The 24,622-nt window shown below is 42.2% G+C and carries 17 protein-coding genes, 1 tRNA gene, 1 rRNA gene and 1 riboswitch; of the genes, 5 read left to right on the top strand and 14 right to left on the bottom strand.

Annotated features, from left to right (window positions below; translation table 11 throughout):
• Positions 1-24 precede the first annotated feature (24 nt).
• The 4 genes from I3B46_RS20830 to btuB form a co-directional block, all read right to left on the bottom strand.
• Positions 25-100: transfer RNA gene (locus tag I3B46_RS20830), tRNA-Glu, on the bottom strand.
• A 135-nt stretch (positions 101-235) separates the two neighbouring features.
• Positions 236-1,775, bottom strand: a 16S ribosomal RNA gene (locus tag I3B46_RS20835).
• Positions 1,776-2,192: 417 nt separating this feature from the next.
• Entirely contained in the window at positions 2,193-3,059 is an 867-nt protein-coding gene (murI, locus tag I3B46_RS20840) for a glutamate racemase (protein ID WP_014657267.1), read from the bottom strand.
• On the bottom strand, positions 3,004-4,893 hold the full coding sequence (gene btuB, locus I3B46_RS20845; protein WP_179078418.1) for a TonB-dependent vitamin B12 receptor BtuB: 1,890 nt from the start codon (positions 4,891-4,893) through the stop codon (positions 3,004-3,006). Before btuB ends, murI begins: the two co-directional genes overlap by 56 nt.
• A 69-nt stretch (positions 4,894-4,962) precedes the next feature.
• A riboswitch (cobalamin riboswitch) is annotated at positions 4,963-5,158 on the bottom strand.
• Between the two features lie 121 nt (positions 5,159-5,279).
• Between btuB and trmA the strand changes: the two genes are divergently transcribed.
• Positions 5,280-6,365 carry a tRNA (uridine(54)-C5)-methyltransferase TrmA gene (gene trmA, locus I3B46_RS20850; RefSeq protein ID WP_104873157.1) on the top strand — a complete coding sequence of 362 codons (1,086 nt, stop codon included), beginning with the start codon at positions 5,280-5,282 and terminating at the stop codon, positions 6,363-6,365.
• Between the two features lie 211 nt (positions 6,366-6,576).
• On the opposite strand, the gene I3B46_RS20855 is transcribed toward trmA, so the two are convergent.
• Positions 6,577-6,966, bottom strand: a complete 390-nt coding sequence (locus I3B46_RS20855) for a YijD family membrane protein (protein WP_004924454.1) — start codon at positions 6,964-6,966, stop codon at positions 6,577-6,579.
• A 14-nt stretch (positions 6,967-6,980) separates the two neighbouring features.
• Positions 6,981-7,637 carry an HTH-type transcriptional repressor FabR gene (gene fabR, locus I3B46_RS20860; RefSeq protein ID WP_004924455.1) on the bottom strand — a complete coding sequence of 219 codons (657 nt, stop codon included), beginning with the start codon at positions 7,635-7,637 and terminating at the stop codon, positions 6,981-6,983.
• Between the two features lie 382 nt (positions 7,638-8,019).
• On the opposite strand from fabR, the gene sthA reads away from it, so the two are divergent.
• On the top strand, positions 8,020-9,417 hold the full coding sequence (gene sthA, locus I3B46_RS20865) for a Si-specific NAD(P)(+) transhydrogenase (protein ID WP_004924458.1): 1,398 nt from the start codon (positions 8,020-8,022) through the stop codon (positions 9,415-9,417).
• A 59-nt stretch (positions 9,418-9,476) separates the two neighbouring features.
• Here the strand turns inward: sthA and oxyR are convergent, their stop codons facing one another.
• Positions 9,477-10,385 (bottom strand): DNA-binding transcriptional regulator OxyR, encoded by a 909-nt coding sequence (oxyR, locus tag I3B46_RS20870; RefSeq protein ID WP_014657264.1) that lies wholly within the window; start codon positions 10,383-10,385, stop codon positions 9,477-9,479.
• A 1,534-nt stretch (positions 10,386-11,919) separates the two neighbouring features.
• Between oxyR and I3B46_RS20875 the strand changes: the two genes are divergently transcribed.
• Positions 11,920-12,252 (top strand): hypothetical protein, encoded by a 333-nt coding sequence (locus I3B46_RS20875; protein WP_004924557.1) that lies wholly within the window; start codon positions 11,920-11,922, stop codon positions 12,250-12,252.
• A gap of 490 nt (positions 12,253-12,742) precedes the next feature.
• On the opposite strand, the gene argH is transcribed toward I3B46_RS20875, so the two are convergent.
• The 4 genes from argH to argC form a co-directional block, all read right to left on the bottom strand.
• Positions 12,743-14,119 carry an argininosuccinate lyase gene (gene argH / locus I3B46_RS20880; protein ID WP_104873156.1) on the bottom strand — a complete coding sequence of 459 codons (1,377 nt, stop codon included), beginning with the start codon at positions 14,117-14,119 and terminating at the stop codon, positions 12,743-12,745.
• A 78-nt stretch (positions 14,120-14,197) separates the two neighbouring features.
• On the bottom strand, positions 14,198-15,418 hold the full coding sequence (locus I3B46_RS20885; protein ID WP_004924564.1) for an argininosuccinate synthase: 1,221 nt from the start codon (positions 15,416-15,418) through the stop codon (positions 14,198-14,200).
• Positions 15,419-15,496: 78 nt separating this feature from the next.
• The gene (argB, locus tag I3B46_RS20890; protein WP_004924569.1) at positions 15,497-16,273 is read right to left on the bottom strand and encodes an acetylglutamate kinase; all 777 of its coding nucleotides are present in this window, start codon (positions 16,271-16,273) and stop codon (positions 15,497-15,499) included.
• 30 nt (positions 16,274-16,303) lie between these two features.
• The gene (gene argC / locus I3B46_RS20895; protein ID WP_102781204.1) at positions 16,304-17,308 is read right to left on the bottom strand and encodes an N-acetyl-gamma-glutamyl-phosphate reductase; all 1,005 of its coding nucleotides are present in this window, start codon (positions 17,306-17,308) and stop codon (positions 16,304-16,306) included.
• 101 nt (positions 17,309-17,409) lie between these two features.
• Between argC and argE the strand changes: the two genes are divergently transcribed.
• Together argE and metF are read left to right on the top strand one after the other, a co-directional pair.
• The gene (argE, locus tag I3B46_RS20900; protein ID WP_104873155.1) at positions 17,410-18,564 is read left to right on the top strand and encodes an acetylornithine deacetylase; all 1,155 of its coding nucleotides are present in this window, start codon (positions 17,410-17,412) and stop codon (positions 18,562-18,564) included.
• Between the two features lie 228 nt (positions 18,565-18,792).
• Positions 18,793-19,677 (top strand): methylenetetrahydrofolate reductase, encoded by an 885-nt coding sequence (gene metF / locus I3B46_RS20905; protein WP_004924579.1) that lies wholly within the window; start codon positions 18,793-18,795, stop codon positions 19,675-19,677.
• 58 nt (positions 19,678-19,735) lie between these two features.
• Here the strand turns inward: metF and I3B46_RS20910 are convergent, their stop codons facing one another.
• From I3B46_RS20910 to ppc, 3 genes are all read right to left on the bottom strand, one after another.
• Entirely contained in the window at positions 19,736-20,845 is a 1,110-nt protein-coding gene (locus tag I3B46_RS20910) for a TPM domain-containing protein (RefSeq protein WP_196993120.1), read from the bottom strand.
• A complete protein-coding gene (locus I3B46_RS20915) occupies positions 20,842-21,435 on the bottom strand; it encodes a LemA family protein (protein ID WP_163762207.1) in 594 nt (197 codons plus the stop codon). The genes I3B46_RS20910 and I3B46_RS20915 overlap by 4 nt, the downstream gene beginning before the upstream one ends.
• A 399-nt stretch (positions 21,436-21,834) precedes the next feature.
• Positions 21,835-24,474, bottom strand: a complete 2,640-nt coding sequence (gene ppc / locus I3B46_RS20920) for a phosphoenolpyruvate carboxylase (RefSeq protein ID WP_004924587.1) — start codon at positions 24,472-24,474, stop codon at positions 21,835-21,837.
• Positions 24,475-24,622 lie beyond the last annotated feature (148 nt).

Below are 24,622 nucleotides of genomic sequence, written 5' to 3' on the forward strand. Positions count from 1 at the left end.
TCTTTCACTCGATATCGGCGCAATTGGCGTCCCCTAGGGGATTCGAACCCCTGTTACCGCCGTGAAAGGGCGGTGTCCTAGGCCTCTAGACGAAGGGGACATAAAATATTGCACAACACCGTTGTGGCCCATTTCATGTAAGCCCTATTCTTTTGAATAAGTCTCCCACGTATAGCCTATTGCTCTACTTTTCATCAGACAATCTGTGTGAACACTTCACAAAACACTTCAACGGTAAGGAGGTGATCCAACCGCAGGTTCCCCTACGGTTACCTTGTTACGACTTCACCCCAGTCATGGATCACAAAGTGGTAAGCGCCCTCCCGAAGGTTAAGCTACCTACTTCTTTTGCAACCCACTCCCATGGTGTGACGGGCGGTGTGTACAAGGCCCGGGAACGTATTCACCGTAGCATTCTGATCTACGATTACTAGCGATTCCGACTTCATGGAGTCGAGTTGCAGACTCCAATCCGGACTACGACGTACTTTATGAGTTCCGCTTGCTCTCGCGAGGTCGCTTCTCTTTGTATACGCCATTGTAGCACGTGTGTAGCCCTACTCGTAAGGGCCATGATGACTTGACGTCATCCCCACCTTCCTCCGGTTTATCACCGGCAGTCTCCTTTGAGTTCCCGACCGAATCGCTGGCAACAAAGGATAAGGGTTGCGCTCGTTGCGGGACTTAACCCAACATTTCACAACACGAGCTGACGACAGCCATGCAGCACCTGTCTCAGAGTTCCCGAAGGCACTTAAGCATCTCTGCTAAATTCTCTGGATGTCAAGAGTAGGTAAGGTTCTTCGCGTTGCATCGAATTAAACCACATGCTCCACCGCTTGTGCGGGCCCCCGTCAATTCATTTGAGTTTTAACCTTGCGGCCGTACTCCCCAGGCGGTCGATTTAACGCGTTAGCTCCGGAAGCCACTCCTCTAGGGAACAACCTCCAAATCGACATCGTTTACAGCGTGGACTACCAGGGTATCTAATCCTGTTTGCTCCCCACGCTTTCGCACCTGAGCGTCAGTCTTTGTCCAGGGGGCCGCCTTCGCCACCGGTATTCCTCCACATCTCTACGCATTTCACCGCTACACATGGAATTCTACCCCCCTCTACAAGACTCTAGCTAACCAGTCTTAGATGCCATTCCCAGGTTAAGCCCGGGGATTTCACATCTAACTTAATTAACCGCCTGCGTGCGCTTTACGCCCAGTAATTCCGATTAACGCTTGCACCCTCCGTATTACCGCGGCTGCTGGCACGGAGTTAGCCGGTGCTTCTTCTGTCGGTAACGTCAATCGTTGATGGTATTAACATCAACGCCTTCCTCCCGACTGAAAGTACTTTACAACCCTAGGGCCTTCTTCATACACGCGGCATGGCTGCATCAGGCTTGCGCCCATTGTGCAATATTCCCCACTGCTGCCTCCCGTAGGAGTCTGGGCCGTGTCTCAGTCCCAGTGTGGCTGATCATCCTCTCAGACCAGCTAGGGATCGTCGCCTAGGTAAGCCATTACCTTACCTACTAGCTAATCCCATATGGGTTCATCCGACAGCGCAAGGCCCGAAGGTCCCCTGCTTTGCTCCTAAGAGATTATGCGGTATTAGCCACCGTTTCCAGTAGTTATCCCCCTCTATCGGGCAGATCCCCATACATTACTCACCCGTCCGCCGCTCGTCAGCGGGAAGCAAGCTTCCCCTGTTACCGCTCGACTTGCATGTGTTAGGCCTGCCGCCAGCGTTCAATCTGAGCCATGATCAAACTCTTCAATTAAAAGTGTTTGATGCTCAAAGAATTAAACTGACTACATTCTTTCATATATGAATTAACGTGTTAGTCACTCTTCAAGACTTTAAAATCAAATATTTTTTTGATAGTGTCCTGTGAGTGCCCACACAGATTGTCTGATAAATTGTTAAAGAGCGTTGCGACTTTATCTTTCGATATTAACCAGTTAGGTCGTTGTCGCGAGGTGGCGTATATTACGCTTTCCTCATCGAGAGTCAAGCTTTTTTTCGCTTATTCTTTTCAGAATCTCTCGCCTGCCTTCGTTAGCCTGTTGGGCTTGCCATCACATTCAGTGTCGGCTCATCGTCGGTCAGTGGAGGCGCATTATAGGGAGTCAGAAAATTCTGGCAACCCCTTTTTTACGTTTTTTTTTCGTTTGCTCAGATTACCATCAAATTTAGCTTAAATCACCAGTTTTTGTAGCCTATTGAACCCTTCGGCGGCTAATACAGGTTGTAATGCTAAAGCGGCATCATTCATTAAAAGGCAATATGCAAAGTCTTTTTCTTGACTATCAATCACTTCTTCTGCTTGATTATTAATCAGCCAAACCGCACGTCTCGCGATCGCCGCCCCTGAATCAACAAATCTTGTGCCATCTGGTAGCACTTGTTCGAGTTCTTCTATTAATAGAGGGAAATGCGTACAACCCAAGATCACCGTATCAGGAGGTTCAGGCATTCTTAACCATGGCTTCACTGCATTGGCAATTTCATCTAGCGGAATTTGTTCGCCATGTAATTTTCTTTCCGCTAGTTGAACAAGGTCGGCAGAACCCAGCGAGAGCACTTTGCAATCTGTTGCAAACCGTTCAATTAGCTCTTTAGTATATTCGCGATTCACCGTTCCTTTGGTTGCAAGCAATCCAACAACACCATTTCGCGTTAATTTAGTCGCAGGTTTAATTGCTGGCACGACACCAACCACTGGGAAACGAAAATGGGCTCTAAGGTTCGGTAAGCTCACGGTACTGGCTGTATTACAGGCAATAATTGCTATCGTTAAAGGGTGTTTTTTCGCAATAGCATCAACGAGTTGATACACCCTATCGATAATAAATTCTTCACTCTTTTCGCCATAGGGGAAGGCTTCATTATCGAATGCATATATATAATGTGCGTTAGGGAGTAATTTTTTGACTTCCCGATATACAGATAGCCCCCCCACCCCTGAATCAAACACAAGGATGGTCGGGCGAATAGATAGGTTGTGATTAGAAGTTGTAGCTTCCTGTAAGGAAATATTCTCTTCCAGCGGTGCGATAACCATACGCGGTCTCATAGTCTTTATCGAACATATTAGCTATTTTACCACGAATTGTGAGCTGTGAAGTGATTGGATATGCCGCCGTGAGATCCCAAAGGCTAACCCCCCCTTGTTTTAGACGTTTTGATGGTGATTGGGAAAAGTCATTATCATAACGCGAACCTATATAGTGATAAGTTAGCCCCATATCTACCTCAGCAATATTCCAATCTAATTGGTATTTCACTTGTTGCTTAGCTCGGCGCTCCAATACTTTGTTCGTCTTTTTATTTCTGGGATCGACATATTGGTATGTTAATTGATGATGTAAAAAACCAGTGCTAAATTCACCAACCCACTCGATACCTTTAATTTCTGCTTTTCCAATATTTTCATATGTACTGATAAAATCGCCATATTTATATTCAATCAGGTTATCAATATCATTATGATAAGCATTAATTTGCCAGAATAGCGGTCCCGTTATTCCTTCAACACCAATTTCCCACTGCTTACTTTCTTCTGGTTTTAAGTTCGGATTACCTTTTGTTGTTCCCCAATTTGATGAAGAATATGCGTACAGTTGACTTAGATTAGGTGCTTTATATGCTGTTGCGTATGATCCAACCAGTTTATACCCATCATAAAATTCCCAGCTCAGCCCTGATTGCCATGACGTATGCCAATTAAATTCTGAATGATGATCCGTGCGAACGGCGGCTTCAGCTATAACAGAATCAACAAACGAGTATTGCCCCGTCAAATAGAGCCCCGTGTTATTCATGGTTTCTTTTTTAGTTATTAAAGCATAGCCGTTAGGCTCTATGCTTTGGCGCTGATAATCTATACCCGCACTAATATTACCTTTATCTAAACGATAATTGTTACCCCACTGAATATTATACTGCTTTGATTCATCTAGATTAGAAGAGCTAGCATACTGCCCTTGCCTTGGATCAAAATTGTAATCTTTAACGTAACTATAGCTTCCGGATAGTGAGGTTGAGTATTGGTTTTGATGATATTTAACCCCAGTTTCATATGTACGGCTATAAAGTTTACGGGTATCTACCCGCACACCTGAGTATTCAGAGGCATCATAACGAGTTCTATTATCATATCCATATGCTCTCGCATAAGCTGATATTTCAGATGATAACTGATGCTCCACACCTAGCCATAATGATTTATTAAGAAAACCATCTTTATCGTAGTCACGTGGACTAACGTCCTTAGGTGCTAGATCAAATCCTTTTGTATAGGTATAAGCTGCGGCAGCGGTTACTGTTGTATTTTCACCGATTTTCTGTTGAGTTGAGCCGTTATAATTCTGATAACCATAAGAACCAATACCCGCATTTAATGTGGTTCCTACATTATCTCGGCGAGTAATAATATTAACAACACCACCAATTGCATCCGAGCCATAAACAGCCGATCTTGCTCCACGAATATATTCGATTCGCTGAACTAAAGAGATAGGAATTTGGCTCATATCTGATGAGCCAGAAATACCCGCTTGGTTTAAACGAACACCATCAATTAATACCAATACATGGCGAGACTCTGAGCCTCTAATAAAGAGGGAGCTCTGCTGTCCTATACCACCATACTGCGCAATATCCACACCCGGTAGCCGCCTTAATACATCAATCACAGTATTAGACTGCCAATGATCAATGTCTTCACGCGTAACGACCGTCACAGGGGCCAGTATTGATGAAATGGGCTGCTCAAAGCGATTCGCTGACACAACCATTTCATCTGATTTATTGTTTGCGCTTGCTAAAGAAGAAATACCACACAACACTGCCATAGCAGCAACCGATAGCGGTAGTAACTTACTCTTATTCATTATAATAAATCCGGAATATCAATGAGATTAAAATTCCGCGAGGCCGAATATCAGATCCGCGCTAATATCCAACAAAGCGATTAAACTATGGCAGGTCTTCGGACTGAGAAGTCATACCCATCTGGGTAAAAATTAACTATAGAGGCAACTTCCCATTAATTAATAACAGTGTTGTATCTCTTTTTTCCTTCATCACCGCTGCGCGTCAGTCTCGGACTTACACCGAGTTCCCTATTTACTCTTTACGACCATAGTCGCATTATCCTAAATGGATTGAAGGTATGTGTCTATGCGATGTGGAATCAAAAACTGGACATCTGCCCCACTTGCCCTACAATTTCGCCCCTGATGTTATTTTTTTACTGTTTTTTATGAATAGGGCCACACTAATGAATACTGAACACTATGAACTGCAACTTGCAGAAAAAGTAGAACGTCTGAAAACGATGATGGCCCCCTATACGGCAATGGAACCTGAGGTATTTACCTCACCAGAATCTCATTATCGTATGCGCGCAGAGTTTCGAGTATGGCATGATGGTGATGACTTATTTCACATCATGTTTGATAAAGAGACTAAAGAGCGTGTGCGTATCGATCAATTTCCTGTAGCAAGCCAACTGATCAACAATATCATGGCTGAAATTTTGCCACTGATAAAAGAAAATGCGCTTTTACGCCATAAACTTTTCCAAATTGATTATCTCTCGACGCTGAGTAATAAATTAATTGTCTCTTTGCTTTACCATAAAAAACTCACTGAAGAGTGGATTGAAGCAGCCAAACAATTAAAAACAACGTTAATCAATAAAGGTTTTGATTTACAGCTTATCGGCCGCGCTTCAAAAACCAAAATCATGTTAGACAACGATTATGTTGATGAAATTTTGCCGGTGAATGGCAAAAATATGATTTATCGCCAAGTAGAAAATAGCTTTACTCAGCCAAACGCTCAAGTAAACATTAAAATGTTGGAATGGGCGATTGATGCCACTCAAGGGGCAACTGGCGATCTACTGGAGCTTTATTGTGGAAATGGCAACTTTTCACTGGCTTTAGCACAAAACTTTGAACGAGTCTTAGCCACTGAAATAGCCAAGCCATCGGTAGCAGCCGCGCAATATAATATTGCGGCAAACCAAATCGATAATGTACAAATTATTCGCATGTCAGCAGAAGACTTTACACAAGCCATGCGAGGAGTGCGTGAATTTAAAAGACTCGATGGCATTAACCTAGCAGATTACCAATGCAACACCATATTTGTTGACCCACCAAGAAGCGGGTTAGATGATAAAACCGTTCAGCTTGTGCAAGAATATGACAATATTCTCTATATTTCCTGTAATCCGGAAACCCTATGCGATAATTTGTCTGTCCTGAATGCGACCCATAAAATCAAAAAACTCGCTCTATTTGACCAATTCCCATATACCCATCATATGGAAAGTGGTGTGCTGCTGACACGCCGCTAAATCTTACTTGCCACCTGTTGTTTTTATTCATTAAGTCAGGTGGCAACCTTGCTATTTTTAATATACACCGTAGCTAACTGGCGATTATTTTATTGCGAGTGGAAGATGAAAATTTGGTTAAGAAATTATTCGTGTTTTGCTCCCATAAAATACACAAACGCCGCAATGTTGGCATAGCGGCGTTATTGGTTAGAGCGGTTTGGAAACGCGATTAAACTTCAGCTTCGTTTTCTTCTGCAAGCTCTTTTTGTTCTTGTTTACGTGCCTTCCAACTTGTGTACATCCACAACGCGAGCGCGACAATAATGATTGAAGGAATAAAACTCGAACCTACGTCAGGATGTTGTACTCGTAAGATAGCTGCATAAGCAAATAGCCCTAAGAAAAAGTTACCTACAACAAACTTAGGTAGACCGATAGGCATCGCATGATGCAAATAACGTTGATGTAAACAATAAATTGCGACGATTAAACTAATAACAGGGAAAATAGAAAACTCTACTAAGGAGTTAAACAGAGCAGAGAAAGTTCCGTGAGTTGATAAGCCAATCACTAATGCTAATAGTAACGTGCTTTTCTCATTGCGATTGTGTTCCGTCATTGATTCTCCTTATATTATTTAGTGAGATCGGGGTCAGTTTGATTTTGTTTTTCTTGTTCACGGCGATACCAGTAATACGCACCTTTTGCGATCATGCGTAACTGAAGTACAAGCCGTTCTTCCAGATGCCGCCTTTTTTCTTCATCGATATCAAGCGCTTCTGCACCCGCGCTAAACACGATGGTCACCATAGACTCTGCTTGTAGCTCTGTAAAATAGCGTGGCATATGGCTTTCTTGTTCAAGGTAATCTGCTAATTCAGCAATAAAATGTTGGATTTCCCGTGCAACTGCAGCACGAAACTCAGCAGAAGTACCAGAGCGCTCTCGCAATAATAACCTAAAGGCATTGGGGTTATTACCGATAAATTCCATAAAAGTTGAGATTGACGTTCGGATCACACTACCGCCCTTCGCGATACGCTGCCTTGCTTGTCGCATAAGCTGGCGTAACATCAAACCACTTTCATCAACCATAGTCAGCCCTAACTCATCAACGTCTTTGAAATGACGATAAAATGAAGTGGGTGCAATACCTGCCTCACGCGCAACTTCGCGTAAGCTAAGGCTTGTAAAACTACGTTCTGCACTTAATTGGCTAAATGCGGCTTCAATGAGCGAACGACGAGTTTTTTCTTTCTGTTTTGCTCTAACGCCAATATGATTGCTCACGGTGATCCTGATTTCTATGTCATTAAACAGCCATTAATATACCAAAATATGAAAACTTGGGTGTGACCACCTCTCTAGCATACCTCAAATTTATTAGGCTGTTTGAGGGAAAAAGCGATTAAGTGTACAGATTACCGCTTTTCAGAATTTCACTAAATCATTTTTCAATAGGTGAAGGCTTTTTATTCGTAGAACCGTGCTTAATTTCCCGTCATTTGGTTAGAGAACTCGCTAAGCAATAAAAAAGCTTTTTTGTGAATACGCTTCAAAATAAAAACATTAAATAAAGCCATTAATTAAAAGTACATGAGTAAAGCGGGTAAATAATCGGCGGATATGCTAACATCATGTTGTCATTTTGTTTTAGAGCAGGTCTTACCTCATGCAACACATCCATTTTGATGCAATTGTCATTGGTTCCGGGCCGGGTGGAGAAGGCGCCGCCATGGGACTGGTGAAGCAAGGAAAAAACGTCGCCGTCATAGAACGTTATGATAGTGTCGGCGGTGGCTGTACCCACTGGGGAACCATTCCCTCCAAAGCCCTCCGCCATGCAGTTAGCCGAATTATCGAATTTAACCAAAATCCACTCTACAGCGATAATTCTCGCTCCTTACGCTCCTCTTTCTCTGAAATCCTCAAGCATGCTGAAAGCGTGATCAGTCAACAAACTCGTATGCGCCAAGGTTTTTATGAGCGTAATGGCTGCCAAATGTTCTCTGGTGAAGCCACTTTTATTGATGAACGCCATGTGAGTGTTCGCTATTCCGACGGTAGTTGCGATGTTCTCAGTGCAGATAATATCGTAATTGCGACAGGGTCGCGTCCTTATTGCCCATCCGATGTCGATTTTAACCACTCTCGTATTTACAACAGTGATACCATCCTAAATCTAACCCATGAACCACGCCACGTGATTATTTATGGTGCAGGGGTGATTGGTTGTGAATATGCGTCTATCTTTCGCGGGTTAGGTGTCAAAGTTGATTTAATCAACACACGCGATCACTTACTTGCCTTTTTAGATCAAGAAATGTCAGATGCACTTTCTTATCACTTCTGGAATAGCGGTATCGTTATTCGTCATAATGAAGAGTATGAAAAAATTGAAGGTGTTCCTGATGGCGTGATTGTCCATCTTAAATCAGGTAAAAAAGTCAAAGCAGACTGTTTACTGTATGCGAATGGTCGCACGGGGAATACGGATAAGTTAGGTTTAGCGAATGTGGGTATTGAAGCAGATAACCGTGGCTTGATTAAAGTCGATAGCGCTTACCGCACTTCTAATGAACATATTTATGCTGTTGGTGATGTTATTGGCTATCCAAGCCTTGCATCTGCTGCCTATGACCAAGGTCGTATTGCCGCTCGAGCTATAGCAGAAGACTTAGGTAATGCACACTTAGTTGAAGATATTCCTACCGGCATCTATACCATCCCTGAAATTAGTTCTGTTGGTAAAACAGAGCAAGAATTGACAGCGATGAAGATCCCCTATGAAGTCGGACGTGCTCAATTTAAACATTTAGCACGCGCCCAAATTGCAGGTATGAACGTGGGCAGTCTGAAGATCTTATTCCACCGTGAAACATTGCAAATTTTAGGCATCCACTGTTTCGGGGAAAGAGCCGCTGAAATTATTCATATCGGTCAGGCTATTATGGAACAGAAAGGGGAAGGAAATACCATCGAGTATTTTGTGAATACGACCTTCAACTATCCTACGATGGCAGAAGCATTCCGCGTTGCCGCATTAAATGGCTTAAACCGCCTGTTTTAAGCTATTAAGTGATTGCCGAACCTAATACGGCAATCACTTCTCTAGCCACACCCTACTTATTAGCGCGCTTTATTACTGTAATAGCTACTCATCAAATTATAAATAGCCTCAGCAAGCTGTTCATAGCGACCACGTAACGGTGAGCCTGGGCGATAAACTAATACTACTGTACGTTTCGGCTCTGGATGAATACAGTTCAGATAGCAAATACCATCACGGCAGGATTCATGAGGCACGGCCAAATCAGGCAATAATGTAATTCCACTTCCTGCTGCCACCATATTTCTCAGCGTTTCTAGGCTTGTTGCTCGGAAATGTGTATCTTCTTTAGCACCCGCTTGAAAACAAAAGCCCATCGCTTGGTCACGTAAGCAGTGGCCATCTTCCAACATTAATAATTTCTCGCCAGATAGCTCATTCATCTCGATAGTGTCACGCCCCTGCCATGAGTGACCTTCATAGATGGCGAGCTTCATTGGCTCTTCAAACAAGGGTACAACAATAAAAGGATCTGTTTCTTTCACTTGCGCCAAAATAGCACAATCTAATTTACCGCTATCCAACTGAGCCAACAGTTGCTGTGTCTGTTCTTCATGTAGGTAAATTTCAAGTTTAGGGAAGAGCTTGTGCAATTCAGGAATGATAAGGGGCAAAAGATAAGGCGCGATCGTTGGGATCAACCCTATATGTAAAGGGCCAGACATGCTTTCCCCCTGTAGAGCCGCCATTTCCTGTAAAACTTTAATTTCGCGTAAAATCGTCCTTGCTTGTTCAACAAGTAGCAATCCTTGTTGAGTAAATAAAACCTTGCGGCTAGTCCTTTCTAGTAACATAACCCCAAGTTCTTCTTCTAGCTTACGTATTTGGCCACTCAATGTTGGTTGACTCACATGACAAGAGTCTGCTGCACGACGAAAATGCTTATGCTCAGCTAATGCCACTAAATATTCCAGATCGCGAATGTTCATTTTGTCGCCCTTCTTAATATAAACTGCCAATCAGTATACCAGATATCTAATGCTTTTAACTATCAATTAGAATTGACATGTTCAATAATTCTTCATCATTTGCAACGTGACATTTTGTCTCGCTCACTCAATTTATATCAAAATGTAAATTTAAGTGACTAGTTATGAATTAAAAAAATAGGGATAAAATAATATAATTAATTGAAATAATTATTATTTTTTATATTTTGCATGAAATAAAATTTCACCCTAAATGCAAAAAATAGAAACAATTATTCATCATATAGCAACACATTATTTACATTATTGTTTTTGATTTAGTTACTCAGGCTACGCTCAAAAAAACACCACAGGTGATAAAATATCAAACTGAATTATTAAAAATAAATGAAATTTAACTCCACAAAAACATCATCAAAGTAATTATTTTCAATATTTTACGCCAATATTTTGCAACATATTATTAACCTAAAAGGACTTTAAATTTATCAAATAGAGCTATATTTATGTAAACAAGAAGGAGAAAAATAGAGACACAAAAGGAAAAGGAAGGTTGACGTTAATGGAATAGTGATTTTCTTGAATGCTGAACACCTGATGTGGGTATAGCTAAAGGAGAAACGCTATGAAAAGCATACAACGTACCTTGAGCCATCAACTAAACCCACTCACATTCATTTATCGAGTGAGTAGATTTCAAACGCCTTGCTCACGACAGAATTACTCGATAAACAACGCATTCATCGTTTTGGGCAACGATTATCTGCCCTAATGATATCTCTTAGTCACAAATAGAAAAGCAAACCAAGTTCGATGATTGATGCTATCACTTTCATGATGAGATACACCGCTATGCTAAGAACATGACATCATGCAAAACAAGATAGTGTAAGTATGCAGGCCAACACCGACACATAAACCGTTTAATACAAAAAAGTAGGCCAATTTCATTTTAGTCAGTCAATTTTTATCGAATAGGTATAACGCTATCGTTATATAAAGAAGCTTCATCTAAAAATTAAAAATAAAACAATTAATCGCAATATGCGTATTTCAATCTGTCACCGTTTGATTACAGTGAAAACAGAATAAATCGTAGATGGCGTAATTTAATAATTCACTTACTCGATGAAATATTTAGATACATTATGTTTATTTTTATCATTGTTTTATTAATTTCCATTAAAAAATAAATAAAAAATCATTGCAATTTACTTTATATTTCTAATTAAAAAGACAACCAAAATCGCCTCTACATCAACAGATAAAACCATCAAAAAGGAGACAAAAAGAAGCATATAAAGCCAAATACCTACAATGAGTCATTATACACAGAATTAAACTCTAATTATCTTAATTGGGAGGGAATGCGTACAATCAATATTATTAATCAATTTCAAATATATTTACTCACATTTGCTTTTTAAAATTAACACCCAAAGCAAACTTTAATCTATATAATTCGCTTCATCCAAACTTGTGGAAACAATATAAGCGAATTAAGTTACTTAAATATATATCGAGGACTAATACCATGATTAAGAATACAATCAAAACAGCGTTATCTTTTGCTCTGATCGCAACTGCTTTATTTACAACTAACGTTCAAGCAAAAACTAATAGCACAACAATTACATTTAAAGCAATGATTGTATATCCTCCTTGCAACTATTCTTTTAATAACAACAATGCTCAATTAAATTGTTATAATAGTGAAGAGAATAAAGTAAAAACATCAAGTTTTAATTATACAAAGCAATCACCATCTAGCGAATGGAAGAAAACTGAAGACAACCGCAGCATTTATCAATTTAATTGGACTAATAAAGAAAAAGGCTTAGCTATGGTTTCAGTTAAATACCTCTAATATAGTAAAAGGCAATCAAAAACAGTTAGTTATAAACCATAATTCAGCAATAGGTTTTAAGTATGAAAGCGTTACACTTAAATCTGAAAAGAGTCTTATTTGCTCATTAATGGTATTATTACTCGCCCTGCATTCAGCGTTGCTGATACAGGTTCAATAAAATAAGCATACATTAGAGTGACTGTTCTGACAGGCTCTATCCTGTACGAATGGCTCTTGAAATCGATAGTTAATATTTAATTGCTTAAATGACAAAGCAAATATGACCCAAGAAAGATGAGATCTTAAGGAGCAATGAGATTCTAAAAATTGGGAAATAATTAACGATGGTCTAGGAGCTTATATTTATAACTGGATTGGCGAAAGGATACTGTTAGGCCTTTTAACAATTAACTATATTTAAGTATTAAACTTTTAATCGCATGTACGGGGTAGTTATCTACCCCGCCATTTTATCCCACTTTAAACACTATCTTGCAAATTCAATGAGTTAAATCCCTAAACGTGCTTTAGCCTCCGTAATTGCCTTAGCGACTTGTTCCTTTGAAACTCCGCCTTTTGCTAAACGCTTATCTAGACAAGATTGCAATGAGAGGATCTGATACACATCGAGTTGGATAGTATCACTGAATTTTTGCAAATCACTTAATGCCATCTCTTCCAATGCTTTCCCTTGGCTAATCGCAGCAACCACCGCCTCGCCGACAATATGGTGAGATTCACGGAAAGGAACGCCTTTAGCAACAAGGTAATCCGCCAGCTCAGTAGCATTGGCATAGCCTTGTTTTGCGGCTTCTTCACAACGATTTCGACGAATTTGAATACCATCAAGCACCAGAGCCGCCATATGGAGACAGTCTAACCAAGTATCAAGAGCGTCGAACAATCCTTCTTTGTCCTCTTGCATATCTTTATTGTAGGCTAGCGGTAATCCTTTTAAGGTCATCATCATTCCTGTTAATGCCCCTTGTACACGACCACACTTACCACGGATCAACTCAAGTGCATCAGGATTTTTCTTTTGTGGCATTAATGAAGAGCCTGAAGTGACTTTATCTGAAAGTTCAACAAACCCCGCCTCACCACTGTTAAAGAAAATAAGATCCTCTGCAAAACGGGATAAATGCACCATACCAATACTTGCATCGGATAATAATTCGAGAACATGATCCCTATCTGAAACTGTATCAAGGCTATTACGCGTTGCCGATGAGAAACCTAGCCACGATGCCAGTTGCTCACGGTCGATATCATAAGCAGTTCCCGCTAAAGCCCCACAACCTAGCGGACTAACATCTAAACGTTTTAATGTATCTTTTAGACGACTTTCATCACGCGCTAACATTTCACTATACGCTAAACACCAATGAGCAAAAGTCACTGGTTGTGCACGTTGCAAGTGGGTATAACCGGGCATGACCGCATCTTGGTTATTTTCCGCGGTGATCACTAACGCTTTTTGCAGTTCTACCACAGCTTCTAACAATAGCGCGACTTGATCTTTACACCATAATTTTAAATCGGTGGCAACTTGGTCGTTACGACTACGTCCAGTGTGCAGTTTTTTACCTAAATCACCTACTTTATCAATCAGTTTACCTTCAACCCAGCTATGAATATCCTCAGCATCGCTCTGTAAAATGCGCTCAGGATCATCTTGCACCTCTTTTAATAAGGCATTTAGCGCTTGCTCAAGAGATTGCTGCTCCGCCTCTGATAGCACCCCAACAGTGACCAACGCTTTTGACCATGCAACCGAACCAATAATGTCTTGCTGCGCTAAGCGATAATCGAAACGCAATGAATCATTAAATTGTTTAAACCGCTGATCGGCTTCTTGACTAAAACGTCCACCCCAAAGTGCCATAACTGATCCCTATCTGATTGATAAAATAAATGTGATACCCGACAGCAAATAGCTGTCGGGAAGTGTACATCAATAAAACTATTTCGCTTTGTTCTGCCCTTTTAGCGCACGAATACGCGACGAAAGAGAATACAAACGGATAAAGCCACCAGCATGGCTGTGATCATAAACTTCATCTTCACCAAATGTTGCGAACTCTTCAGAATATAAGCTGTTATCTGCTTTTTTCTGGATAGCAGTTACTTGGCCTTTATACAATTTCAGAACCACTTCACCAGTAACGTCTTGCGCTAAAGATTCTGCTGCTGCTTGCAGTGAATGACGCAAAGGCGCAAACCAACGACCATCATAAACCACGTAGGACATTTCTAAGCCTAGTTGCTCACGCCATTTAAAGCTGTCGCGATCGAGAACGAGTTGCTCAATGCCACGTAAAGCAGCCATCATGATGGTGCCTCCTGGGGTTTCGTAACAGCCACGAGACTTCATACCAACTAAACGGTTTTCAACAATATCAATACGGCCGACGCCATGTTTAGCACCGAGGACGTTTAAAGCTTCAAGACATCCCAGCGGAGATAATGTTTGGCCATTAACAGAAACCACTTCCCCTTGTTTCACACCGACAGTCACTAGCTCTGCTTCATCTGGTGCATCTTTCGGATCGACCGTCCAGACCCAGCAATCTTGGTTTGCCGCATTCCATGTGCTTTCTAATACGCCGCCTTCGGTAGAAATATGCCATGCGTTTTCATCACGACTATAAATTTTTTCTAAACTGGCTGTCGTTGGAATATGACGCTCTTTCAGGTAATCCAATAGGGCTTCACGCGAACGCAAATCCCACTCACGCCATGGCGCAACAACTTTTAGCTGTGGCGCAAGTGCGCTATAAGTGCTTTCAAAACGCACTTGGTCATTTCCTTTACCTGTTGCGCCATGCGCTACCGCGTCGGCACCAACTTTCAGAGCCAGTTCAACCTGTGCCTTAGCAATAATAGGACGTGCCATTGAAGTCCCTAACAGGTAGCTTCCCTCATAGAGCGCGCCAGTTTTCAATACTGGGTAGATATACTCTTTGACAAACTCTTCACGTAGATCGACCACATGGCATTCCGATGCACCTGATTGCAATGCTTTTTGCTCAACGCCAACGAGATCTTCTCTGTCTTGTCCTACATCGGCAACGAAAGCAACCACTTCGCAATCATCATAGTTTTCTTTTAACCATGGAATAATTGCCGATGTATCTAGACCACCTGAATATGCTAATACAATTTTTTTAATGCCCTTTTTCATAACTTACCTATCCCGATTCCGCTCAATTAAAAAGTTTTCATTCATTCTTGGTGGTCGCGCCAACCAAACGCATCCGCTTTAGGATGCTAAAATCCGTGTGCCAATAGCAGTACCGTTAAATAGAGCTGGTAGTTGCTCTGCATGACGCCAACTGGCGATATCGACAGGACGTTGCAATGTTTTGGCTGCCTCTAATGCGGCATTAACTTTTACGATCATGCCGTCCGTGATAATGCCTTGCTCAATTAACTTCTGTGCTTTTTCCGTTGTCATTTCATTAATTTTTTGACCCTTACCATCAAGGATGCCACTGACATCTGATAGCAATACGAGATCCGCATTTAACGCTTGTGCGATGGCTGTTGCGGCTTGGTCGGCATTAACATTCATCAATAACCCTTCTTCGGTCACGCCGATGGAACTAATGATTGGTAAATAGCCTGCACCGAGTAAAAGCTGTAATAATTTAGCGTCACCCGGCTTTGCATCGCCGACATGCCCAAGTTCGTCATTTAATTGAGTGACGACAGCACTTTGCCCATCCCCCAAAGATAACCCTACTGCTTGTAACTGATATTTCGTTGCCCACGCCAACAATGTTTTATTGGCGGTGCCAGCCAACGCGCCTGTGATAATGTCTATCTGATCAGCAGGCGTCACACGCAATCCTTGCTTTTTAACCACCGGTAGTTGCAGCTTTTGCATTAGCTCATCCACCAAGCAACCACCACCATGCACGATCACTAAAGGTCGTTGATGAGATTGACGATAGGTTTGTAATGCATTAAACAATCTTTCAAGCGCTTCTTCGCTATCGAGTAATACACCGCCCAATTTAATCACTAATGGTTGCATGGGGTTTATCCTTAAATAAGTTCGTTGGCACTAAAATAGTGATTGCGTTTCATTGAAACCGAAACGAATATTCATGCACTGCACAGCTTGCGCGGCAGCCCCTTTTAATAGGTTATCTTCTGTTCCGACTAAGATCAGGTGCTCACCTTTTAACACAAAGCCGATATCACAAAACGGTGTGCCTACCACTGATTTCAGGGCAGGAACACCTTTTTCATACAAACGGACTAATGGCTTATTTTGATAAGCATCTTTGAATACTTGACGAATTTGTTCGTCTGTCACTCCGCGATTCACTTTGCAGGTAATGGTGGCCAAAATACCGCGTGAAAAATTCCCCAAGTGCGGAGTAAAAATAACTTCACGACCTAAATGGGTTGCAATTTCGGGTTGATGGCGATGCGTGAAGATGCCATAGGGTTGTAAACTCACTTCACAAAAACTGTTAGTCATTGACGCCTTACGACCTGCCCCAGAAACACCACTCGTCGCATTAATCACTGGCCACATATGGTCATCGAGTAACTTGGCGTCGATCAGTGGTTTTAGTGCTAATTGAGAAACCGTTGGATAACACCCCGGCACGGCAATTAACTGTGCTTGACGAATTTTATCGGCTTGCCACTCAGCTAAACCGTAAACTGCTTGATTTAACCACTGACTGTTTGTATGTTCGAAACCATAATATTTCGGATAGAAAGCGGCATCTTGAACACGATAAGCCCCAGACAGATCAAATACGACACACCCTGCTTCTAGGAACTGAGGCGCAATGTCATGGCTAACTTCGTGAGCGGTTGCAAGAAAGACAACATCAATACCTTGTGCCGCGGCTGCAACATCGGTTAATGGCAACACGGGCATATCGATAATGCCTTTATACTGGGGATGCAACTCAGAGAAGCACTTACCTGCATCAGCACTTTGCGCTGAAACCATCAATCCCTGAAGGTTTATTTCAGGATGACGCTGCAGATAGGCTGCCAATTCCGCTCCAGTATAACCACTGGCCCCGATAATGAGTGTGTTCAACATAGATTTCTACCTTGTGCTCGTGACCCAAACAGTTTAATGTGTATTTTTATTCAAATAAAGTGCATGAATATTGATACTATTATGGATAAAGGCTGTCAACAGTGAATATTAAATTACCTGCATTTATTGAGATTTATCGCCAATTAATTGCCACTCCTTCTATCAGTGCTACTGATGCGCAACTCGATCAGAGTAATAAAGCCTTAGTAGAATTACTGGGTGGATGGCTGGAAACCCTCGGATTTACGGTCAATATTCAACCTGTACCGGATACCCGTGATAAATACAACCTACTTGCCTCAATAGGGGAAGGAAATGGCGGCCTAATGCTGTGTGGGCATACCGATACAGTTCCTTTTGATGAAGGGCGTTGGAGTAAAAACCCTTTTGCGCTATCAGAGCATGACGGCAAGTTATACGGTCTCGGCACTGCCGACATGAAAGGTTTTTTCGCTTTCATTGTCGATGCCTTACGTGATATTGATACCCGTAAATTAACTCGCCCATTGCATATACTTGCAACCGCAGATGAAGAAACCTCAATGGCAGGCGCGCGTTACTTTGCAGCCAGTACACAACTTCGTCCTGATTTTGCCATTATTGGGGAGCCGACCTCATTACAACCGATACGTGCGCACAAAGGGCATATTTCGAATGCCATCCGTATTACGGGGCAATCAGGTCATTCAAGCGACCCAGAAAGAGGCGTGAATGCTATCGAATTAATGCATGAGTCTATTTCACATCTGATGACGCTACGTAATACATTAAAAGAGCGTTATAACAATCCTGCTTTTGTGATCCCTTACCCGACGATGAATTTTGGTCATATTCATGGGGGTGATGCGGCTAACCGTATTTGTGGATGCTGTGAATTACATATGGATATTCGTCCATTGCCGGGGCTGACCTTGCAAGATTTGGATGAGCTATTAAATGAGACGTTGGAGCCTGTAAAAGCAAGATGGCCAGGACGCTTAACAATTGAGTCTCTCCATCCCCCTATTCCTGGGTATGAGTGCCCAACGGATCATAAAATGGTGGCTGTGATTGAACAGTTACTGGGTCAGAAAGCTGAGACGGTCAACTATTGCACTGAAGCGCCGTTTATTCAGGCGCTATGTCCGACACTTGTGCTCGGCCCTGGCTCGATTGAGCAAGCGCATCAACCTGATGAGTTTATCGATATGAAATTTATTGAACCGACTCGCCAACTGCTCAGCCAACTGATCGAACATTTCTGCCTGACTGAATAAAAATGTGTTGCGCGCAATAACTTCGGGTTATTGCGCCATTTGTTAACATGAATTTTTTTCCAGTTACGACTGAAAAACCCTCACAACACTATTTCATTTAAGTGTTGACTCTGCATGAATATCCGGTAATCTTTGTTTAGACGTCTAAACGTATAGACACTTAAATGGATATAATAAACTATCGATACCATAATGGTTTCGCTATATACAAAGTCATGAGGTCAGGGTATGAGTTTCTTTCACGCAAATCAGCGCGAAGCGCTAAATCAAAATTTAGCTGAATTAGATGGACAAATTAATGTCTCTTTTGAATTTTTTCCGCCGCGCACTGAAGAGATGGAACAGACCCTTTGGAAATCTATTGATAGGTTGAAAAACCTCAAACCAAAATTTGTCTCTGTTACTTATGGCGCAAACTCAGGTGAGCGTGATAGAACCCATAGCATTATTAAAGATATCAAAGAAAAAACAGGGTTAATCGCTGCGCCTCATTTAACCTGTATCGATGCAACACGCGATGAACTCAGAGAAATAGCACGTGATTATTGGAACAGCGGTATCCGCCAAATTGTTGCATTACGCGGTGATCTCCCCGATAACAGCCGTAAGCCAGATATGTATGCAGCCGATCTCGTTGAGCTGCTCAAAGCAGAGGCAGATTTTGATATCTCCGTAGCGGCTTATCCCGAAGTGCACCCTGAGGCCAAAAGTGCACAGGCTGACTTAATTAGTTTGAAAAAGAAAATTGATGCAGGAGCCAACCGTGCGATTACGCAATTTTTCTTTGATGTAGAAAGTTATTTGCGTTTTCGTGACCGCTGCGTCGCAACAGGTATTGATGTTGAAATTGTCCCCGGTATTTTACCTGTTTCAAATTTCCGCCAACTTGAGCGGTTTGCCAAACTAACCAATGTACGAATTCCATCATGGATGAGTAGAATGTACGAAGGCCTTGATAATGACCCTGAAAGCCGTAATTTGGTGGGTGCTTCAATCGCCATGGATATGGTGAAAATTTTAAGCCGTGAAGGGGTGAAAGATTTTCACTTCTACACCTTAAACCGTTCTGAACTCACATATGCGATTTGCCACACGCTTGGTGTAAGGCCATAGCCTCTATCTCCAAATAGTATGAAGGCCGCACTTTGCGACCTTCATACATCTTGTTTTATTACCAACTCCCTGACGCACCGCCACCGCCACTGGATCCACCACCACCTCCGCTGGAGCTATCACTTGATGAACTCGATGAACTCGATGAACTCGATGAACTCGAAAAGTCTGATGAGCTAAAAGAAGAGGGTAAATAATAGTAACGGCAAATATCATGCCATTCCCGTCGTTGTTGTCGGTAAGTAGGCGAAATGGTATGGATCACAAGAAACAGTATTGGAGTAGCAAACATGCTCCCTACCACAAAAAATAGCGCCACAAACAGGAATAAAATAGGGCTAAAGTCTCCTTCTAGCCATATCGCCAATAACATGAGTGCTAAATAATAGAGTATCGTCATCAACAAGGTACTAAATAACGAAGGAAAGTAGTATTTATATTGATAATACTTTTTCAGCTTGGCTAACTGTTTCTGTTTCTTTGCCCGTTTGGATTTACTCGCATACTCTATGCTATAAATTTCTTTTTCAAGATATAGCCGACGCTTTTTAGTACCATAAAATAACATCGTAAAATAAGCTGCGATAAATGATATAAAATAGAAAAGCTTATAATGTTCTACACTCTTTGGTAGCACAATTCCATTATGCACTTCCCCCATTTGATAGTCTGGTGCCTCATTCATCACATTAATCGCACGAGATACGCCATTTTGGATCCCAGCGTAATACTGGTTGTCTTTAAAATCAGGTATCATACTTTGACGAATGATACGCCCAGCAATCGCATCGGTCATGACCCCTTCATAACCATACCCAACTTCAAAGCGCATATTGCGATCGTCTATCGATACAACCAGCAATACACCATTATTTTTGCCTTTTTGGCCTAACCCCCAACGATTAAACGCGCGTAATGAAAATTGTTCTATTGTTTCATTACCTGTAGTTGGAACAATATAAACAACAAATTGTGTGCCATCACCACGCTGCTTTTCAAAATTTAATAACTGGCTATTTAAAGTGTGGTATTGCGACTCACTTAATAGGCCTGCACGGTCGAGCACCCTATCACTACCCAATGCAGGGAGTTGGATTCGCTGCGTAGCCCAGCTTCCACTGCTAAATACACAGAACAATAATAGCCAGATCACATGCCGATATTTCAATTAAAATCCACCGTAGGTACTGTTTTTATCGCCTGTTCGTTATCTGCTTTAAAATTCGCTTTTGCAGAATACCCAAAATAACTTGCAATCAAGTTGCTAGGAAACTTTCTGATTTGTGTATTGTATTGACGAACGGCTTCAATATAACGACCCCTTGCAACGGTAATACGATTTTCAGCGCCTTCCAGTTGCGTCATTAAATCTTGATATAATGGGCTGGCTTTAAGATCAGGATAACTTTCCGATATGGCTAATAAACGGGATAATGATTGCCCTAATTGTGCTTGTGCTTTTTGATACTCCGCTAAAATAGCCGGATCTGATAATGCACTTGCATCCACTTTAATTTGCCCCACTTCCGTCCTTAATTTCACAATTTCCATGAGAACTTTATTTTCATAACCAGAGTAACCTTTTACCGTATTGACTAAATTCGGAATAAGATCAGCACGACGTTGATATTGGTTAATCACTTCGGATGCGGCAGCGTCAACAACCTCATCATTTTGCTGAATACTATTGTAGTTGGTAACGACAATGACCGAAATAATAATGATAAGAGCTAAAATGGAGATAATCAGTTTACGCATTGTGATGACACTCTATCCTTCGTATATCCATTGTTGAGCACAACAGAAATAAATTGAATCTGACCTACATTCATCATTCCATTAATTCATCGATAGAAAGTGAATAGTTTGATATATGAGCGAGCTAGCTCTATTTAGTACAGAACTAATCCCTATTTTAGCAACTTAACATAAATATTGGTAAAATTCTTGCCGCCGATTTAAATAAGATAAGCGATATCACGCGGTAAAACGAAATACAGAAAAATGTGTCGGACGCTGTCAATTATTCGTCAATAGATAAATAAAAAAGAAGGCCCCATTTCAACTTGGCAGCCTTCTTACTGTTGTCGTGCGTGATGTGATATTGCACATTTTATCGGCCAAACCAGCGAATTGATCTGGCCAAAATATTATCTTCTAGCCGGTATTACGCATCCCCGCTGCAACACCTGCAATCGTCACCATCAACGCTTGCTCAACGCGAGGATCCGGATGCTCTTGCTGGCGAGAACGGTGTAGTAGCTCGGCCTGTAAAACGTTTAACGGGTCCGTATAAACATTACGTAAAGCAATTGACTCCGCAATCCAAGGTAAGTCTGCCATTAAGGCTTCATCTTTGGACACCGCCAGCACACTCTTAATATCTTCAGAGAGCTGCTCACGTAATTTCACACCCAGAGGCCAAAGGCGCTCCTCCACTAAACGGTGATCATAATATTCAGCCAGCCACAAGTCAGCCTTCGCATAAACCATTTCCAGCATGGCGATACGGGTATTAAAGAACGGCCATTGTTGCCACATTTCATCTAATATGGCTTGTTTGCCTTCTTTCTCAATCACATATTTTAACGCTGCTCCCGCCCCTAACCAAGCAGGCAACATGAGGCGATTTTGTGTCCATGCAAAAATCCATGGGATCGCACGTAATGTCTCAACGCCCCCCGTTGGACGGCGTTTTGCCGGACGAGACCCCAACGGCAACTTGCCTAATTCTAGCTCTGGTGTTGCAGCGCGGAAGTAAGGTACAAAATCAGGCTGCTCACGAACATAATCACGGTACATCGCACAAGAAACGTCAGAGAGGGTATCCATCACTGATTTCCACTCTTGTTTTGGCTCCGGTGGCGGCAGTAAATTAGCTTCTAAAATCGCGCTTGCATACAGCGCAAGGCTGCTAATCGCCACTTGTGGTAGACCAAACTTAAAGCGGATCATTTCACCTTGTTCAGTCACTCGTAATCCCCCTTTCAGGCTGCCCGGCGGTTGTGACAAGAGTGCTGAATGAGCGGGCGCACCACCACGGCCAATAGTGCCTCCACGTCCATGGAACAAGGTTAAAGTGACCCCTTCTTTGTCGCACAACTTAATCAGCGCATCTTGTGCACGATATTGCGCCCATGATGCCGCCATCACCCCAGCATCTTTTGCCGAATCAGAGTAGCCAATCATGACCATTTGGCGGTCATCAATCAGCTCACGATACCACTCAATGCTCAAGAGTTTTTGCATAACACTTTCAGCATTATTCAAATCTTCAAGTGTTTCAAACAGAGGTGCGACAGGCAGGCGAACGGATGCCCCCGCCTCTTTGAGGAGCAATTTAACGGCCAGAACATCGGAAGGAACTTTCGCCATCGAAATGACGTAAGCTGCGATGGAGTCATTTTTCGATTCTGCGATCACGCGGCAAGTTTCAAATACTTCTGCCGTTTCAGGGCTTGGTTGCCAATGACGAGGGATCAACGGCCGACGAGATTGTAATTCAGACAGTAAAAAGGCTTGTTTTTCCTCTTCACTCCAAGCTGCATAATCCCCTAACCCAAGATATTGCGTTAATTCAGCAAGCGCTTCTGTATGGCGAGTACTTTCTTGGCGAACGTCAATGCGAACGAGTTGCAAGCCAAAACTCCGTATACGACGTAACGTATCGAGTAACTGCCCATTAGCAATAATGCTCATACCACAGGCCATTAACGATTGATAACAGGCATATAGTGGATCCCACAATTGGGCATTGTCGGTCAGTAAATCGGCTGGTGGTAGTGCTTGTTCGCCTTTTACCTTGCGTTCTAAATACTCTAATGTGGAAAAGAGTTGGCTACGCAAATTTTTTGCAATTTGCCGGTAAGGTTCATCTACCTCATCTCCCCCAGCGAGCGCCCGTAACTCAGGAGTCGCTTCGGTCATGGACAGTTCAGAAACCAACACTTGGATATCTTTTAAAAAGAGATCTGCGGCTTTCCAGCGGCTAAGTAGTAATACATGGCGAGTCACTTCCGCAGTCACATTCGGGTTACCGTCGCGGTCTCCCCCCATCCAAGAAGTAAAACGAATTGGGTTTGCTTCGACAGGCAGTTCAGCACCAATTGAGTCTTCTAATTGCTCATTAAATTCACGTAGGAAAGCCGGAACCGCTTCCCAAAGTGAGTTTTCAACTACGGCAAAACCCCATTTGGCTTCATCAATTGGCGTTGGACGTATTTTACGGATTTCGTCAGTGTGCCACGACTGAGCGACCAACTGGCGTAAACGACGCATGATATTGTTGCGTTCGTAATCAGCCAGATCATCATGATCGAGTTGTGATAAGCAGGTATTCACTTCAACCAATTTATGGATCAAGGTGCGGCGTGCGATTTCAGTAGGATGGGCCGTTAGCACCAATTCGATCGACAGTTGGTTAACCGCTTGACGAAGATCACTATCGGTAAAGTTTTTCTCTTTTAAACGACTAAACAGCTTTTTAAGTGCCACAGGGTTACTCGCTGCTTCACCATGTGGCGAAATGCTATGATATTGTTCGGCAACGTTTGTCAGGTTCAAAAATTGGTTAAATGCTCTTGCAACCGGTAATAGTTCATCATTAGATAGGTTTTGCAGTGTCATCAACAGCTTTTGGCGTTGTACTTCATTGCCTGCACGCGATGATTTTGACAACTTACGAATTGATTCGACTTTATCGAGGATATCCTCACCTAATGCTTCCTTGATTGTGTCGCCAAGTAGCTTACCCAGCATACTGACATTACTGCGCATTGCGGAATATTGCTGATTCATGAGACTCCTGACCTTGTGCTTTTGGCAGAATGCTACCCCGACCTAAGTTTGCTGACGGTTAACAAACTGCGACCTAATTTCCTGTAATTAAATTTCAACCAACTGCGATAGAATTATTGTTTTGTGATGCAATCGCCAAATTTTACCC

This window comes from Providencia sp. 2.29 (genome assembly GCF_015832305.1).
Classification (GTDB): Bacteria; Pseudomonadota; Gammaproteobacteria; order Enterobacterales; family Enterobacteriaceae; genus Providencia; species Providencia stuartii.